Source organism: Campylobacter concisus (assembly GCF_050447505.1).
Taxonomy (GTDB): Bacteria; Campylobacterota; Campylobacteria; order Campylobacterales; family Campylobacteraceae; genus Campylobacter_A; species Campylobacter_A concisus_BP.
In genome coordinates this window covers 521815-539101 of the sequence record NZ_JALMFZ010000001.1, presented here as the reverse complement: position 1 = coordinate 539101, position 17287 = coordinate 521815, and the positions used below count along the sequence as shown (strand labels likewise).

Sequence of the window (17287 nt, the reverse complement as noted above, 5' to 3'; positions counted from 1 at the left end):
AAATGGCAGTACCAAAGCGTAGAGTGAGTCATTCTCGTGCAGCAAAACGTAGAACACATTACAAAGTTACACTTCCAGTGCCTGTAAAAGACAAAGATGGCTCTTGGAAAATGCCTCACCGCATAAACAAAACAACAGGTGAATACTAAAATATGATTCGCATTGCTATTGATGCTATGGGTGGTGATTTTGGTGCAGATCCTATAATATCTGGCGTTATTGAAGCACTAAAAGAGACAGAATTTAAAGCTGTATTAGTTGGCGATAGCAATGCCATAAAACCACTCATCCCACAACCCTATTTAAAAAATATAGAATTTATAGAAGCTACTGAAGTCATCTCGATGTCAGACGGAGCCACAGACGCACTAAAAAGAAAAGATAGCACGATCTACAAAGCTGTTGAGCTTTTAAAAGACAAAAATGTTGATGCTGTCGTTTCTGCTGGTCACAGCGGTGCTACTATGAGCTTAGCTACATTAAGAGTTGGTAGATTAAAAAATGTATCTCGTCCAGCAATCGCTACACTTATGCCTAATTCAAAAGAGACAGCTACTTTGGTTTTGGACGTTGGTGCAAATGTTGATTGCAGAAGCGAGCACCTTTTTCAGTTTGCCATCATGGGTGAAGCCTACGCAAAAGAAATTTTAGGCAGAAAAGAGCCAAAAGTAGGTCTTTTGTCAAATGGCGAAGAAGAGAGCAAAGGCAATGAAGTCAGCAAAGAGGCCTTTAAACTAGTTTCTAGGCTTGATAGCTTCGTTGGTAATGCAGAGGGCAATCAAATTTTTGATGGCAGCATTGATGTCATGGTTTGCGACGGTTTTATGGGAAATATCCTACTAAAAACGAGCGAAGGCGTTGCAGATGCCATAGGCAAGATCATAAAAAAGCAAGTCAAAAAATCACCCCTTGCTATGGCTGGGTCTGTGCTTATGAGAAAAGTTTTTAAAACTCTAAAAAAACAAGTCAGCTACGATGAGTATGGCGGTGCTCCGCTTCTTGGCGTAAATGGCTGCGTCATCATAAGTCACGGCAAAAGCAACTCAAAAGCTATAAAAAATGCAATCTTTCAAGCAATTAAATTTGCTAACTCGAATATAAATAAAGTTATAGAAGAAGAACTTTCACACTTTGCAAGGTAAAATATGCCAAAAGCTTCATTGATCTCCATTGCGTCATATGTCCCAGAAAAAATTTTAACAAATTTTGATTTTGAAAAAATGGTCGACACGAGCAATGAGTGGATAGTGAAGCGAACCGGTATAGAGCAAAGACACATCGCAACAACCGAGATAACAAGCGACCTTGGCACAAAAGCTGCCGAGCTAGCTATAAAACGCTCAGGGCTTGAAAAGTCACAAATCGATGCGGTAATCTGCGCTACAATATCTCCAGATCATCTTTGCATGCCTTCAACTGCTTGCAAAATAGCTGCAAATTTAGGTTTAAATTTTGGCATTACAGCTTTTGATATAAGTGCGGCTTGCACGGGTTTTATCTATCTTTTAGAGCTTGCAAATTCCCTTGTTACAAGTGGTGCTAAGAAAAATGTCTTGATCATAGGAGCTGAAAAACTAAGCTCGATAATCGACTACACAGATAGAAGCACCTGCATACTTTTTGGCGACGGAGCAGGAGCAGCAGTGATAAGCGCTAGCGAAAAAAACGAGATCATCGACATCCACACTGCAAGCGATGGCAGACAGGCTGAGCTTTTGATAACTCCGGGATGTGGTAGTGCATTTCCAGCTAGCGATGAGACGCTAAAAAATAGGCTAAATTTCATCCACATGAGCGGAAATGAGGTCTTTAAAATAGCGGTTCAAACGCTTAGCAAAAGCGTGATAGAAATTTTACACGCAAACAAAATGCAAAGCGAAGATATCGACTTTTTCATACCTCATCAAGCAAATATCAGGATAATAGATGCCGTAAAAAATAGGCTAAATTTCACTGATGAGCAGTGCGTTTTGACGGTTGCAAAATATGGTAACACAAGCTCTGCTTCGATCCCAATGGCTATAAATGATGCTTACGAGGATGGGCGCATCAAAAATGGCTCAGTTTTGCTTCTTGATGCATTTGGCGGTGGTTTTACTTGGGGTTCGGCGATACTAAAATTTGGCGGTAGAAATTTTAGCGATCTGTAATTAACCGCTTCTGCATCTAAAACTCTAAATTTAATAAATTTTCTACGATATCTTCTATAAATTTTTAAAAATTTCCATTCATTTTCAAATGCATATTAAAATTACACTGTTTTAAATTTCTAGATCTATTTAATTAGAATTTAAATTTTTATGGATATAATTTCGCAATCAATAAAATTTATTATTAAGGAGAAAATATGTTAGTAACAAAAAAAGCACCTGATTTTACAGCTGCAGCAGTTTTAGGAAACAATCAAATTGTAAATGATTTCAACCTTTACAAAAACATCGGCGAAAAGGGCGCTGTTGTCTTCTTCTACCCAATGGACTTTACATTCGTTTGCCCAAGCGAGATCATCGCATTTGATAAAAGATATGACGAGTTCAAGTCACGCGGTATCGAAGTTATCGCAGTTTCTTGCGACAACCAGTTCTCACACTTTGCATGGAAAGAGACTCCAGTAAACAAAGGCGGTATCGGCAAAGTTCGCTTCCCGATCGTAGCTGACATGACAAAATCAATCGCTCGCGGCTTTGACGTACTTCTAGAAGACGCTGGTGTAGCACTTCGCGGATCATTCTTGCTTGACAAAGATGGCACAGTTCGCCACGCAGTTATAAACGACCTACCACTTGGTAGAAACATCGACGAGATGATCAGAATGGTAGATACTATGCTATTTACAAACGAGCACGGCGAAGTTTGCCCAGCTGGCTGGCACAAAGGTGACGCTGGTATGAAACCAAGCACCGAAGGTGTTGCTGACTACCTTTCACATAACGAAAGCAAACTATAATTAATAAATTTCTAGGCAGCTTTGCCTAGAAATTTCCTCTCTACACAAATTTAAATATTTTTTTAATATAACTTTATATATGATAGCGATGTTTTAATAAATAACCTTTTTTGGAGACCCCATGGAGTTTAAGGGCAGGCAAGAACTTGTCGAAAATTGCGAGGATTGCATACTTGGTTTAAGAGCTAAATTTATAGATGAGGGCATCAAATTTTGCAGACAACTAACCCTTGTAGTGCCACACGAGCAGATGAAAATTTGCCTTGAGAGTATCTTTGACGCGCTACTCATCCAAAAGCCAAATGCCACACAAATTCGCGACGACTTAAACAGCCTAATACCAAAACTAAATGCAAAAGATGAGCTAGTAAATTTCTTGCTCTTAAATTTGACACTAAATTTTAGTCACGCCTGCGACAATGCAGTATATGTGGGCTACTTTGTAAATGCCGTCTCAAGGATGAAAGAAATTTTATATAACACGCAGGATCACCAAGAAGCCACGGTAAAAACAATGATCGATACTGGCTCATTTTTTTACGAAGATCCGATCAATACATTTACACGCATGAAAAATGCCAAGGTCCGACCTGAGTTTTTAAATTTATACGACGGACTAAATATAAAATACGAAGCAGAAATTTTAGAGGTTAAAGAAGATAGCGTCGTTTTTCGCGTAGATATGATGCAAATTTTAGCTATGAAGCAAGATGGCAAGGGCTTTATCCTGCCAAACAGCTTCTTCTCAAAGCAACTTCGCGCCGACATCATCGACTACAATATCGCCGATAAAAGCGTCACCCTTTCAAATTTCTCACGCACAGCGACCATGCATGCAAACAAGAGAAAATTTCAACGCGTCTTGCCAAACCGCTTTACCAAAATTTCTTTAAAAGGAGAGCAAGGCGAGCTTGTTGGCAGCCTTTATGACATCTCAGAGGGCGGCATGAGTATATTAAGCTCACAAGCTACAAATTTTAAAGACGGCGAAGAGTTAGAGGCAAATTTTGACATCATGCTCTCACCAGATGAAGTAAAAAACGTATCTTTAAAGCTAAGGCTCGTTACTGAGCTAGCATACAAGGGCTACATCAGATACTGCATGCAGCTAGTTGATGATGACAAAACGATAAAAAACTTCACGCAAAAGCGCGTCAAAGAGACACTTGACGAGCTTCGCTCACGCATAAATTTATACGAATAAGGCAATTAGTGAAAACCATACAAGAAAATTTAAAACTTTTTTACATCGGACTAAAAGATAAAGAGCCATTTTTTTATAAAAACAAGGACCTAACCACCCACGCAGCCATTATCGGTATGACTGGAAGCGGCAAAACAGGTCTTGGCATCACGCTTTTAGAAGAGGCCTGCATAGACAACATCCCCTCTATCATCATCGATCCAAAGGGCGATATCACAAATTTAGCCCTCACCTTTCCGCAGATGAGAGCGGAGGATTTTTTACCATACGTCGATGAAGCAGAGGCTGCAAACAAAGGACAAAGCGTAGAGGAATTTGCCGCCGCTCAGGCCGAGCTTTGGAGAAACGGCATAGAGTCGAGCTTTCAAGACCTTGAGCGAGTAAAAATTTTAAAAGATAGTGCTAGCTTTAATATCTATACGCCAAAAAGCTCAGCTGGCATAGGTGTGGCGTTACTTAGCGACTTTGCCTGCCCAAATATTAGTGACGAAGAAATTTTTAGCAACTATATAAACTCGCTCGCAGCATCGGTGCTATCGCTTATTGGCATGAGTTCAGAGGATATGAGCTCAAAAGAGCAGCTGCTTATCTCCACTATATTTGAGAGCAAATTTAAAGAGCAAAAAGACGTCAGCATCGAGGAGCTTATCAATTTCATAGCAAATCCGCCGTTTAAAAAGATAGGCGTTTTTGACGTGGATACCTTCTATCCAAGCAGTGAGCGCCTAAAGCTTGCCATGAAGATAAACGCACTAATCGCTAGCCCAAGCTTCAAGGGCTGGACGCAGGGCGTTAGACTAGAAATTTCAAAGATGCTTTTTGACGAAAACGGCAAAGCAAAGTGTAATATCTTTACGATCTCACACCTAAATGACGCTGAGAGGATGTTTTTTGTCACCCTTTTACTAAACGAGATTATCGCGTGGATGCGGGGCACTGAGGGCACTAGCTCACTTAGAGCGATCCTATATATGGACGAAATTTTTGGCTTCTTTCCGCCAAATGCAAATCCGCCGTCAAAAACGCCTATGCTCACGCTCTTAAAACAAGCCCGTGCATTTGGTTTAGGCTGCGTATTAAGCACGCAAAACCCGGTCGATCTTGACTACAAAGGCCTTAGCAACATCGGCACTTGGTTCATCGGTCGCCTCCAAACAGCGCAAGATAAGGCTCGCGTGATCGACGGGCTAAGCGGCATCGCAGGCTCAAGCTTAGACAAAGCCTCACTTGAAAATCTCATATCAAATTTAGCCAAAAGAAATTTCTTACTCAAAAATATAAACGAGGACGGCTTAAACGTCATCTCCACACGCTGGGCACTTAGCTATCTAAAAGGTCCGCTTAGCCGCGAGCAAATTTCAAATTTGATGAAAGATAAAAAAGAAAATTTAAGCAGCCAAGGCGTAGATAAAAGTGAGATGAAATTTAGCGCAAAACCTATCATTTCAAGCGATATCACGCAGCTTTATACCAGCTCAAAAAGTCTCACACCAAATTTACTAGCAAGCGCAAAAGTGAGAATTTATGATGCTAAAAAGGGCATAGATAGCATTTGCGAGGTGAGCTACCTTTATGAGCTTAGCGAAAACGACAAAGAGCCAAACTGGAGTGAGGCTAGCGAAGGCATGCGCGTTGATGCAAGCGAAAATGAGCCAAGCGGTGCAAGCTTTGCAGCTGTGCCAAATTTCATAACGAGCGCTAAAAATTTTGACGCTTTAGAGAAAGATTTCAAAGAGTTTTTATATAGAAATTTCAAATTTAACACCTTTGAGGCGATGGGAATTTACTCAAAAGAAAACGAGTCAAAAGAGGAGTTTTTCATAAGGCTTCAAGATAAGTGCAATGAAATTTTAGAAGAGCAAACCGCAAAGCTCACGGCTAAATTTGAAAAAGAGCAAAAAAGCTTGCAAGATAAGCTAAACAAAGCACTTGCAAAGCTTGATAAAGAGCAAAAAGATATGACAGCAAGCGGCCTTGACGCAGCTATAAATATAGGCGCAAGCATATTTGGAGCGATATTTGGTAATAAGCTCTTATCTCGCCAAAACGCCGGCAAGATCGCCTCAAGTGCCAGAAGCGCAAACAAGGTCTTAAAAGAGCGAAGCGACGTCAAACTTAGCGAGCAAAGCGTAAATGATATAAATTTAGCCATAAGCGAGCTTGAAGAGAAATTTGCACAAGAGTGCGATGCACTAAAAGAGGCAAATGATATTAAAAACATCACAATAAATGAAACGCAAATTTCGCCAAAGAAAAGCGACATCTACGACGAAAAAGTCGTGCTTTTGTGGAGATGATTTATAAAAAAATTAGTATTTTTTTAATATCATTTCTCTTTAAATTTAAAAGGTAAAATATGCAAAATTTAATACTTTATGCCGTTAGCTACCTGCTTGGTAGCATCCCATCAGGGCTCATACTAGCAAAAATTTTTGGACATGTTGATATAAAAAAAGAGGGCAGCAAAAGCATAGGCGCGACGAATGTTTTAAGGGTTTTAAAGCAAACTAACCCAAAACTCGCCAAAAAACTAGCCATTTTAACCGTAGTTTGTGACGTGTTAAAGGGCGTTTTGCCACTTATCGTCGCCTCTTTGCTTGGAGCTAGCCAAAGCGTGCTTTGGACGATGGCAGTTTTAAGTGTGGCAGGGCATTGTTTTTCTATATTTTTGGGCTTTCAAGGCGGCAAAGGCGTGGCAACTGGAGCTGGCGTACTCGCATTTTTCTTACCAGTTGAGATAATAATCGCTCTTGTCGTTTGGTTTTTGGTTGGTAAGTTTTTAAAGATAAGCTCTCTAGCATCGCTATGCGCGCTGATAGCTCTCATCGCATCAAGCTTTATCATCCACCCAGAGCTTGATGAAATTTACACTCACGCGCCGATACTTATCATCGCATTTTTGGTAGTTTATAAGCACATTCCAAATATCGTCCGCCTACTTTCAGGCAAGGAGCAAAAAGTCGTATGAAAAGTGAAATAACAACGATTATTAAAGATTATAAATTTCAAACCGTCATCGGGATGTTTGACTTTGAGCGAGTTGCAAAGCAAGAGGTAAAAGTAAGCTTAGAATTTCGCTCGACTAGCTTGATTGATTATGTTTTGGTGGCTGATTTTATAAAAGAATTTTACAATGAGATGAAATTTCAAAGCGTAGAAGAGTCACTAGAAGCGACCTGCAAAGCGCTAAAAGAGAGGTTTAGCTCACTTACTAGCTTGGATATGGAGATTTTAAAAACCGAGATTTTACCAAATGCAATTGTCGGTGCAAAAATCAGCACTGTTTTTTAAAAATTTATTAAAGTATCTTGAAATATTTCTTAATTTATGATACAATCGACCATAAATTTTAGTTTAAGGAAAAGAAATGCGTATTTTAATAGTAGAAGACGAAGTAACGCTAAATAAGACGATTGCTGAGGGGTTGCAAGAGTTTGGTTATCAGACAGATAGCTCTGAAAATTTCAAAGACGCTGAGTACTACATCGGCATCAGAAACTATGACTTAGTTTTGACTGACTGGATGCTTCAAGATGGTGACGGCGTTGATCTTATAAACATTATAAAACATAAATCTCCACGCACTTCAGTTGTAGTTCTTTCTGCAAAAGACGACAAAGAGAGCGAGATAAAAGCACTTAGAGCTGGCGCTGATGACTACATCAAAAAACCATTTGATTTTGACATTTTAGTAGCTAGACTAGAGGCTAGACTACGCTTTGGCGGCACAAATATCATCAAGATAGACGAGCTTATCATCAATCCCGACGAAGAGAAGATCACATATCTTGGCCGCGACATCGAGCTAAAAGGTAAGCCATTTGAGGTGCTTACTCACCTTGCAAGACACTCAGATCAGATCGTATCTAAAGAGCAACTACTTGACGCTATCTGGGAAGAGCCAGAGCTTGTAACTCCAAACGTTATCGAGGTTGCTATCAACCAAATCCGCCAAAAAATGGACAAACCGCTAAATATTTCAACAATAGAAACTGTTAGAAGACGCGGATATAGATTTTGCTTTCCCAAAAAAGCTTAAGAAATAGATTTATACTGCAATTAGCGTCTGGTGCGATGATGCTAATTGCCGTTGTTTCGGTGATGCTCTATCACTACATAAGAGTCACCGTTTTTCAAAGCGTAGTTAGTGAGCTAAACCAGCAAGCCACAGCCTACAAAAACAATCCTCAAAATTTCAATCCTAACAATCTAAAAACTTTTACTATAGAAACCCCAAACAAAACTCTAGCCACCATAAAAGCAGGCGAGCTTAAAGGCGAAAAGCCCTACCTTGTGATGCAAAAGATAAAAGATAAGAGCATAACCACACTAACAACAGGGCTAGATGAAAGCAACTACTTAGTCCTCGAAAAGGATACCACTCTTCAAAGCCAGATAGTCGAAGAAATTTTTATAGATATTATAATCGTAAATGTCACAGCGATACTTTTGGTGCTATTTTACGCACTATTTTTATCAAGAATGCTTTTAATACCTATAAAAATTTTAAGTCACAAGCTTACAAATTTAGATGAAAAATTTTTAAAAGAGATCGACATCAAAAGCTTGCCAGATGAGTTTTTACCACTTGGCAATAGCATAAATAGGCTAATTACTCGAATACAAACTTTTGTCTTATACCAAAAGGAGCTTTTTGTAGGCGTTGCACACGAGCTAAAAACTCCACTTGCCGTTATGAAAACCAAAAACGAAGTTACGCTTTTAAAACCACGCGAGAGCGAAAAATACATAGAAGCGCTAAAATCAAACAACGAAGCGATCAACGGCATGAACGCTATGATAGGCTCAGTTCTTGAGATCGGTCGTCAAGAGGGCGCGCAGTTTGAAGAGCCAGTAAATACCGACGTGATCGCTTTTTTAAAAAAACTAGGCAAAAACTACGAAGTGCTAGCAAAAGGTGAAGAAAAAAATCTCGCACTCGATCTAAAACCTGAAATTTTTAACCTAAACATCCAAACCAGCCTGCTAACTCACATCGTGCAAAATTTCGTTCAAAATGCTATCAAATTTTCTCCAAAAAATAGCACGATTACGATTAGCTCAAGGCTTGAAAAGAGCAAATTTATCATCGAGGTTGCCGACGAAGGAGTGGGCATAGACGAGAGCAAGGACTTGTTTGCTCCATTTAAAAGATATGGCAACAAGGGTGGTGCTGGACTTGGACTATTTCTCGCAAAGGGCGCAGCACAGGCACTTGGCGCTGAGATATCTATCAAAAATAGAGAGAACACAAACGGAGCAGTTGCAAGCCTCGTTTTAAATTTAAAAGGATAAAAAATGGCAAAGAGAACCGCAGTGATCGATCTTGGCTCAAATTCTATGCGTATGGCGATATTTGAGCGCACGTCACGCTTAGCATTTTTTATACTAGCTGAATACAAAACCAAAGTGCGACTGGGCGAAGGCGGATACGGCTCAAACAACGAAATTTCAGAAGCTTCAATGCAAAAAGCGATCAAAGCTTTTAGCGAATTTGGTAACATCATAAAAAGTTACAAATGCTCCAAAGTCCTATGTGTAGGCACTTCAGCGCTTAGAGATGCTCCAAACTCAGGCGTTTTGATCTCGCTTTTAAGAAAAAAACTTGGCATAAATTTAAAAGTCATTGACGGCAAAGAAGAGGCTACTTTTGGAGCGATAGCGGCTAAAAATTTGCTTCACAATCTAGCCGAGTGCGTCACTATCGACATCGGCGGAGGCTCGACCGAGCTTGCAAGGATAAGTAACGGCAAGATAGTCGATGTCCTCTCACTTGATATAGGCACAGTGAGGCTAAAAGAGCTATTTTTCGATAAGAAAAATTTAAACAAACTACCTAAATTTCTGTCGCAGATCACGGCGCAGATAGATGAGCGATTTAAGTGTCCAAATTTAATAGCGATCGGCGGCTCTTTAAGAGCGATCTCATCAGCCATAATGAGCAAAAATTTATATCCGCTCTCATCACTGCATGGCTTTTGCTACAAGCTTAGCGACGAGCAAGCCTACATCGAGAGCATCGCAAACGTTAGCGTGCTTGAACTAAATAAATTCCCTATAAAAAAAGATAGATATGACACCATCAGAGAGGGCGCACATATATTTTTAGCCCTTGCCAAGGCGCTAAATGCCAAAAACGTCATCACAAGTGGCGTTGGCGTAAGAGAGGGCGTCTTTTTAAAAGACTTTTTGCGTCCAAGTCTTAAATTTCCAGAAAATTTTAACCCAAGCGTCAAAAGCCTACAAGACCGCTTTATCCTCTCTTGCAACAAAGCCGTGGCAAGATATGCAAAGGACATCTTTGTGGCGCTTAAAAAGCTTCATGGGCTAAATGAGGGCTATCTTGAGACGCTGCTAATTGCTGCAAAGCTCCACAACGTCGGTCAAGAGATAGGCTTTTACGGCGATCACAAAAACTCAGCCTATATCGTCCTAAACGCCCTAAACTACGGCTTTTCACACGAGCAAAAGGCGCTAATAGCTACGATCATTGGCACAAATGGCAAGAAAAATATTTATGAGTTTGAAAAGTATAAAAATTTATTGCCAAAGGCTGAGTGTGTAAGGTGGCTAAGCTTCATCCTTGCGCTAGCCAAGGCACTTGATATAACCTGTGAGAAGCTAAATTTAAGCTTTGAGTTTAGCGGCCACACACTAAAAATAGAGGGCGCAAAAGAATTTGCCATGGCAAAAGAAGAGATAAAAAAGATCGCAAAACCTGAAATTTTTGCCATTTCGTTTGTGTAAATCAAAAAGCTAGCGATCAAATTTATAAATTTATTTTCTAAAAATAAAAAAAAAGGGGGGGGTAAAGGCTTCTATTTTACTTTGTAGGCTCGCAATGCAAGTCAGATACGAAGTCCCCCCACTCTTTTTATCCTTCAGCACACATTCAAAGTATGCAATAGTGCCAAAGTGCCATGTTCTTAGTGTGAAACAAATTTTAAAATTTCATGAACGAGTAATTTCGGCTCTAAAATTTGAGCTAAGCTGTAAGCGAAGCCAAATTTTAGTAGTCAATTCTTGCGAGTGAATGGAATTTTAAAATTTGTAAAATAGATTTTTATAAATTTAATGTTTATTTCTTTGTTAAGGGGGAAGAGGCTTGAATTACGGTCTGCTTGCAGTTGCGAGACGAAGTCGAAGTAAAGCCCGACGACGTTAGAGGTGCATGCTCCAGTGCTTCGCACTGCATGAGTCTTACATGAGAGAATTTATAGCAAATTTTAAAATTTATGAAAATGCTCTTCTAAATTTTTAAATTTAGTAGCAAAGCGGGGCTAAAATTCCCCGCTCATTTTATCTTTGTAGTTATTTAGGCTATTTTGACGCTCTTGCAAAAATGAACCAAGTTTTTTCTTATTTTCCTCAAAAAATACCGCAAAGTCCTGCTCATTTTGGATCTTATCCTCGCCAAAGCTATCAAGCATGACGTTTGAGCTACCAACTATCACTAGATAGCGTCTATTTTCGTAGCTTAGAAGCATTAGCTTGTTTGTGCGGTCAAGGTATTTTTCGTAGATGATATTGACGCCGCTATTTTGATTTTTAAGTAGCCAGTTCATCGACTTTGTGTCGTTTTGTGGTTGATTTTGTGGCGTTTTGAACCCACTAAAATCACTACTTTTTGAAGTGATATATCTTTTAAAAACATATAAAAATATAAGAAGCGCGATGAGCACACTTAGGACGATGAAGTATCTCGAATCAATATTAACCATAGGTTCATTTTCTGTCTTTGGCGTGCTAGTAGTTTCTATCTTTGCACTAGCTTGAGGCATATTTTGCACTTGCGTTTTTGTGTTTTTTAGCGTTACGCGGATGCGAAGTCCGAAGCTGTCAGTTGTCTTTGAAGCATTTACGATGATCGCATCGTTTGAGCGTAAATTTAAAACTAAAGAGTTTTGCTTTGGCTCAATATCTAGCTCTTGAATGATCTTTGAGTTTATGTCCTTGCTCGCGCTTTGATCGTAGCTTAGAGAATTTAGTATCAAAGAGGTAGTATCTTTTTCTCGCTTTTGAAAGATGTTGCCCTCATACGGCGCATCAAAACTAAGCATGATGTCGACCCTGTCGGTGCGCTCATAGATGTTGTATGTTAGCAGGTTTGAGGCAAAGATCTGCGTAGCAAAAAGCACAAAAAATAGTATAAATTTCATAAAAGTTCTTTTTTGAAGTACTGAATAACTGACTTTGAGTCCAAAATTTCATTTATCCTGATGGCTAAATTTTTCTCATAAACCATTACTTCGCCTTTTCCAAAAATTCTATTATTTATATATAGCTCCACGCTCTCGCCAGCTGGTTTTTCAAGGTCTATGACCGAGCCAGCTTCAAATTTCAAAAGCTCATTTATGCTAACTGTGGTAGTTCCTAGCTCAGCTATAAAATCAACGCTTATATCCATAAGCTCGTCATAGCTCTTAAAAAGCCCTAGCTGTTCTAGTGTCTCTATCGCACCTTCGTCGTTCATTGTATCTTGTAGCCTATTTGAAATGTTCTATTTTTTATCTTATATATAAATTTCTCTTTTAGCTTTATGCCAAAATTCTCAACCTCACCCAAAAATTCAGGCGTTCCGAGTTTATAAGCATTTGGCTCTTTTTCATTTAGCAGATTTTTAGCCTTGCCGATGATTTGATTAGCTATCTCTTTGCAAAGATCGTCCAGATCGCCACCATCGACATCTTCGTGACCAAAAAAGGCGTTCATAAAAATTTTTAAAGTATCTTTTTTAAAAAATAGGTAAAACTGATACTCGCTTTTACCCTTATAAACTGGTATGCTAGCCCCGTAAAATCCTTTACCAAGGCTCTTGCCAAACTCTAAATCCAGCCCCAAAGTATCCTTGCAAAGATAGCTCGTGGCTTCATCTATAACTTTTCTCATATCTCTTCCTTAAGACTTGAAATGCGCGTTAATTATACTTTGGCTTTACTAAATTAGCTATAAATTTATTAAGCATTTTAAAAGAGTTTATCGACCTCTTTAACCAGCTCTTTTGCGCTAAATTTGGCGCAAAGCTTGACTATTTGCGTGCCTATGATCGCAGCGTCAGCATATTTTTTCACTTCACTAACATCATCTTTATTTTTGATGCCAAAGCCCACAGCCACTGGCAGATCGCTCTTTTTCTTAAGCTCTAGGACTAAATTTTTTATCCTATCTTCATCGGCTCTTTTTGAACCACTAACGCCGATAGCACCTAGCACGTAGATAAATCCTGAGCCAAATTTTAATATCTCATCCGCCCTGCCCCCAGACGTGACACTTATAAGTGGCACAAGGCATAAATTTAGCTCCTTACATTTTAGAGCAAACTCCTCACACTCCTCACAAGGCAGATCCGGCACGATAAAGCCGCTAACCCCAGCTTCACGTGATCTTTTTAGAAATTTATCCACGCCGTAAGCAAAGATGATGTTGTAATAAACTAAAAAAACAAGTGGCTTTGTCACTTTTGCCTTGCAGCCTTCAAGCATATCAAAGACAACGTCGGTATTTACGCCACTTTGAGCTGTCTCAAAGCTAGCTTGCGCGATGAGCTTACCATCAGCCAGTGGGTCAGAGTAAGGGATACCGATCTCCAGCAGATCAAGCGTGCTCTCATCTAAATTTTCTAAAAATTCCTTAGTTTTCTCTAGGCTTGGATATCCAGCCACGATGTAGCCGATATTTGCCTTTTTGCCGCTAAATGCGCTTCTAACCTTATCCATAAATTTTTCCTTTTTCGTAGCCGATAACTGTGTTTATGTCCTTATCGCCCCTGCCTGAGACGTTTACGACGATAACGCTTTTTTTATCAAGTTTTGGGCAAAGCTTCTCCAGATACGCCACCGCATGCGCACTCTCGATGGCTGGGATGATGCCCTCCATCTTACTTAAAAAATACAAGGCATTTATGCACTCATCGTCCGTTACTGCTTCGTATTTTACCCTTTTGATGTCGTTTAGGTGGGCGTGCTCTGGGCCGATGCCTGGGTAGTCAAGGCCTGCTGAGATGCTATGCACTGGCGAGATCATGCCGTATTCATCTTGTAAAACAGTCGTTTTCATGCCGTGGATGATGCCAGTTTTGCCTTTGCTAAGCGTAGCTGCGTGATAAGGCGTATCTATGCCAAGGCCGCCAGCTTCTATACCTACTAAATTTACGCTCTCATCGTCCAAAAACGCACTAAAAATGCCAATAGCATTACTGCCGCCGCCAACGCAGGCGATGACGTAGTCGGCCTTTTTGCCGTAGTCTGCAAGCTGGGCTTTTGCCTCTGTGCCGATGATGCTTTGAAAGTCACGCACGATCTTTGGATATGGGTGTGGGCCAACGGCTGAGCCGATGACATAAAATGCACTCTCTATCTCATTTACCCATGCTTGTATGGCCGCCGTAGTCGCCTCTTTTAGCGTTTTTAAGCCATCTTCTACGCTCACCACTTTTGCACCAAGAAGCTGCATACGAAAGGCATTTAGCTGCTGTCTAGCCACGTCAGTTGCGCCCATATAGACATCACACTCTAAGCCAAGAAGTGCCGCTGCAGTCGCTGTTGCCACGCCGTGCTGACCAGCTCCAGTCTCAGCTAAAATTTTCTTTTTACCCATTTTTTTAGCAAGTAGCGCTTGAGCAAGAGCGTTATTTATCTTATGCGCGCCCGTGTGGTTTAGATCCTCTCTTTTTAGGTAAATTTCATGTCCGTAATGCTCACTTAGGCGCTTTGCAAAAAAGAGCGGACTAGGCCTGCCAACGTAGTTTTTCAAAAGATCATCAAGCTCATCTTTAAATTCCCTAGTCTTTGCGATGCTCTCATAAGCATTTTCTAGCTCATCAAGGGCAAACATCACCGTCTCAGGCACGAACTGCCCGCCAAATTTTCCAAAATACGCCTTACTATTCATCTTCTACCTCACCTATGATCTTTAAAATTCTCTCTATCTTTTGCGCATCTTTTATGCCGTTTTCGTCCTCGACTTTTGAGTTGATATCGACTAGATATGGCTTAAATTTCAGCGCCTCTTTTATGTTGTGCTCGCCTATGCCCCCAGCCATGCCAAATTTAAATTTAACCTCTTTTAAAATTTCCCACTCAAAGCTAGTGCCATTTCCGCCGGCATTTTCGCCCTTGCAGTCAAAAAGCGCCATGTCAAAATGCTTAAAATCAACCTCTGGCAAGCTATCTTTCACGCTAAAAACCTGCCAAATCTCAAGCCCCATATCTTTTAAATTTGCCTCTAAATTTTCACTCACCACTCCATGCACCTGAGCCACGTCAAGACCAGCAAACTGGCAAATTTCCATTATCTCACAATCACTTTGCTCCGCAAAAACACCAACCACTTTTTTGCCCTTGCTGTGAGCAAATTTCGCTATCTGCCTAGCTAAATTTAGCTCGACCTTTCTTTTGCTTTTAGCAAATATCAGCCCTATAAAATCAACATCCAAAGCACAAACCGCACTCGCCTCATCTAGCGTTTTGATGCCACAAATTTTAACTAGCGCCATTAGCCCCAGCCTTTATAAACTCTTCATAAAATTTATACGCCCTGCCTGAATTTATAGCCTCTAAAACCATTTTTTTGGCCTCGTCTGGACTCTTTGCGCCATCAGCCGCGTAGAGCGCAAACATCGCGTTAAAGACCACGATGTCAAATTTCGCCCCCTGCTCCTCGCCTTTTAGTGTGCGTATCAATGTTTTGGCATTTTCTTCAGGTGTATCGCCCTCAATATCGCTGTGAAGCGCTCTTTTAAAGCCAAATTGCTCTGGCGTGATGCTGTATTCAAAAATTTCGCCATTTTTTAGCTCAACAACGCTTGTTTCGCTACAAAGCGTGATCTCATCTAGTCCGTCATCACCGCGGACGACTAGAGCGTGCTTTCTGCCAAGGATTTTAAGCGTCTGGGCGTAGAGTTTTAGCACTGGCTTATGATAGACGCCAACTAGCTGGTTTGTAAGGTTTAAATTTGGATTTAAAAGCGGTCCAAGCACGTTAAAAACGGTCCTTATGCCAAGTCTTTGGCGCACTTCTCTCACCTCACCAACTAGCGGATGGAAAAATGGTGCGTGGAAAAAGGCTAAATTTTTACTAGCTAAATTTTCGCGCTGTTTTGCCAGTGATTTTTCACTTTTTACGCCTAAAATTTCAAGCACATCAGAGCTGCCTGACTTGCTTGAAACTGCCTTGTTGCCGTGTTTTGCGACCTTTATGCCAAGACTTGCAAGTATAAATGCCACAGTAGTTGAGATATTTGTCGTCTTAAAGCCATCGCCGCCAGTGCCACAAAGATCGATCATAGGCGTATCATCGCGGTAAGTTTGCGAGTATTTTAGGATATTTTTTGCAAGTGCAGCGAGGCTTTTTGGATAGAGGCTCTTTTCGCTAATTAGCACCAAAAGGGCTGAGAGCTGCACGATCTCGTACTCTTTGCTGGCTATTATCTCGCAAATTTGCTCAAAGTCGCTATCATCAAGCGGGATGTTCTCTTGAAGCTTGATAAGATATGGCTTAAGTGAGCGAATTTTAGGCTCTTTTACCTCTTCTTTTGCCTTGTAATTTACAAAATTTTCAACAATCTTTTTGCCGTATTGCGTAAAGTAGCTCTCTGGGTGAAACTGGATGCCAAAGATCGGCTTATCTTTAACGCTAAGTGCCATAACTACGCCATCATCGCTCACCGCATCAGCGCTTAAGCAAGCTGGGAGCTCATCGACATAGAGCGAGTGGTAGCGCATAACCTCAAAGCGCTCAGGCAGCCCTGCAAAGAGCGGCTCTTTGTTTTTCACGTCGATAAATGAGGTCTTGCCGTGAAGCGGGTCGTCTAGCCTTTTTATCTTTGCGCCAAAACTAAGCCCTATGGCTTGGTGTCCAAGGCAGATGCCAAGCACCGGCACGCCAAGGTCTGCTTTTAAAATTTCTAGGCAAACTCCGCTATCTTTTGGGTGCTTTGGCCCTGGACTTAGGATGATCTTACTTGGGTTTAGTTTTTTGATCTCTTCAAGCGTTATCTTGTCGTTTCTAACGCATCTAACCTCTTCATTTGTGAGCTCTTTTACGTACTGCTCGACGTTGAAGACAAAACTATCGTAGTTATCTATAAGTAAAATCAATCTCTATCCTTTTAAATTTAGCGGCGATTGCGCGGACTA

General features: G+C 40.6%; 18 protein-coding genes. 11 read left to right on the top strand and 7 right to left on the bottom strand.

What is annotated here, in order from left to right:
• Positions 1-2: 2 nt before the first annotated feature.
• The 11 genes from rpmF (at position 3) to MTT09_RS02525 (ending at position 10898) form a co-directional block, all read left to right on the top strand.
• Positions 3-149, top strand: a complete 147-nt coding sequence (gene rpmF / locus MTT09_RS02575; protein ID WP_002942540.1) for a 50S ribosomal protein L32 — start codon at positions 3-5, stop codon at positions 147-149.
• Between the two features lie 3 nt (positions 150-152).
• Positions 153-1142 (top strand): phosphate acyltransferase PlsX, encoded by a 990-nt coding sequence (gene plsX, locus MTT09_RS02570; protein WP_103650548.1) that lies wholly within the window; start codon positions 153-155, stop codon positions 1140-1142.
• A gap of 3 nt (positions 1143-1145) precedes the next feature.
• Positions 1146-2150: a beta-ketoacyl-ACP synthase III gene (locus MTT09_RS02565; protein ID WP_429802403.1), complete on the top strand. Its 1005-nt coding sequence runs from the start codon at positions 1146-1148 to the stop codon at positions 2148-2150.
• Between the two features lie 197 nt (positions 2151-2347).
• Entirely contained in the window at positions 2348-2947 is a 600-nt protein-coding gene (locus MTT09_RS02560; protein ID WP_002942572.1) for a peroxiredoxin, read from the top strand.
• 121 nt (positions 2948-3068) lie between these two features.
• A complete protein-coding gene (locus MTT09_RS02555) occupies positions 3069-4151 on the top strand; it encodes a PilZ domain-containing protein (protein WP_429802401.1) in 1083 nt (360 codons plus the stop codon).
• A gap of 8 nt (positions 4152-4159) precedes the next feature.
• Complete coding sequence (locus tag MTT09_RS02550) at positions 4160-6448, top strand: ATP-binding protein (protein WP_429802399.1); 2289 nt, start codon at positions 4160-4162, stop codon at positions 6446-6448.
• Between the two features lie 59 nt (positions 6449-6507).
• Complete coding sequence (plsY, locus tag MTT09_RS02545) at positions 6508-7119, top strand: glycerol-3-phosphate 1-O-acyltransferase PlsY (protein ID WP_103607835.1); 612 nt, start codon at positions 6508-6510, stop codon at positions 7117-7119.
• The gene (locus MTT09_RS02540; protein WP_002942574.1) at positions 7116-7442 is read left to right on the top strand and encodes a dihydroneopterin aldolase; all 327 of its coding nucleotides are present in this window, start codon (positions 7116-7118) and stop codon (positions 7440-7442) included. Before plsY ends, MTT09_RS02540 begins: the two co-directional genes overlap by 4 nt.
• A 76-nt stretch (positions 7443-7518) precedes the next feature.
• Positions 7519-8190 (top strand): homeostatic response regulator transcription factor HsrA, encoded by a 672-nt coding sequence (hsrA, locus tag MTT09_RS02535; RefSeq protein ID WP_002942555.1) that lies wholly within the window; start codon positions 7519-7521, stop codon positions 8188-8190.
• Between the two features lie 38 nt (positions 8191-8228).
• The gene (locus MTT09_RS02530; protein ID WP_429803699.1) at positions 8229-9446 is read left to right on the top strand and encodes a sensor histidine kinase; all 1218 of its coding nucleotides are present in this window, start codon (positions 8229-8231) and stop codon (positions 9444-9446) included.
• 3 nt (positions 9447-9449) lie between these two features.
• Positions 9450-10898, top strand: coding sequence for a Ppx/GppA phosphatase family protein (locus tag MTT09_RS02525; protein ID WP_429802396.1), 1449 nt, complete (start codon positions 9450-9452; stop codon positions 10896-10898).
• A 533-nt stretch (positions 10899-11431) separates the two neighbouring features.
• Here MTT09_RS02525 and MTT09_RS02520 read toward each other — a convergent pair.
• The 7 genes from MTT09_RS02520 to trpD all read right to left on the bottom strand — a co-directional run bounded on the left by MTT09_RS02520 (position 11432) and on the right by trpD (position 17248).
• A complete protein-coding gene (locus tag MTT09_RS02520) occupies positions 11432-12310 on the bottom strand; it encodes an excinuclease ABC subunit A (protein ID WP_103607850.1) in 879 nt (292 codons plus the stop codon).
• Positions 12307-12624, bottom strand: coding sequence for a flagellar motor switch protein FliN (gene fliN / locus MTT09_RS02515; protein WP_002942551.1), 318 nt, complete (start codon positions 12622-12624; stop codon positions 12307-12309). Before fliN ends, MTT09_RS02520 begins: the two co-directional genes overlap by 4 nt.
• Positions 12621-13040 carry a chemotaxis protein CheX gene (locus MTT09_RS02510; protein ID WP_002942548.1) on the bottom strand — a complete coding sequence of 140 codons (420 nt, stop codon included), beginning with the start codon at positions 13038-13040 and terminating at the stop codon, positions 12621-12623. The genes fliN and MTT09_RS02510 overlap by 4 nt, the downstream gene beginning before the upstream one ends.
• A 77-nt stretch (positions 13041-13117) precedes the next feature.
• Entirely contained in the window at positions 13118-13867 is a 750-nt protein-coding gene (gene trpA / locus MTT09_RS02505; RefSeq protein WP_429802394.1) for a tryptophan synthase subunit alpha, read from the bottom strand.
• Positions 13860-15041, bottom strand: coding sequence for a tryptophan synthase subunit beta (gene trpB / locus MTT09_RS02500; RefSeq protein WP_429802392.1), 1182 nt, complete (start codon positions 15039-15041; stop codon positions 13860-13862). The genes trpA and trpB overlap by 8 nt, the downstream gene beginning before the upstream one ends.
• Positions 15034-15645, bottom strand: a complete 612-nt coding sequence (locus MTT09_RS02495; RefSeq protein ID WP_429802390.1) for a phosphoribosylanthranilate isomerase — start codon at positions 15643-15645, stop codon at positions 15034-15036. Before MTT09_RS02495 ends, trpB begins: the two co-directional genes overlap by 8 nt.
• A complete protein-coding gene (trpD, locus tag MTT09_RS02490; protein WP_429802388.1) occupies positions 15632-17248 on the bottom strand; it encodes an anthranilate phosphoribosyltransferase in 1617 nt (538 codons plus the stop codon). The genes MTT09_RS02495 and trpD overlap by 14 nt, the downstream gene beginning before the upstream one ends.
• Positions 17249-17287 lie beyond the last annotated feature (39 nt).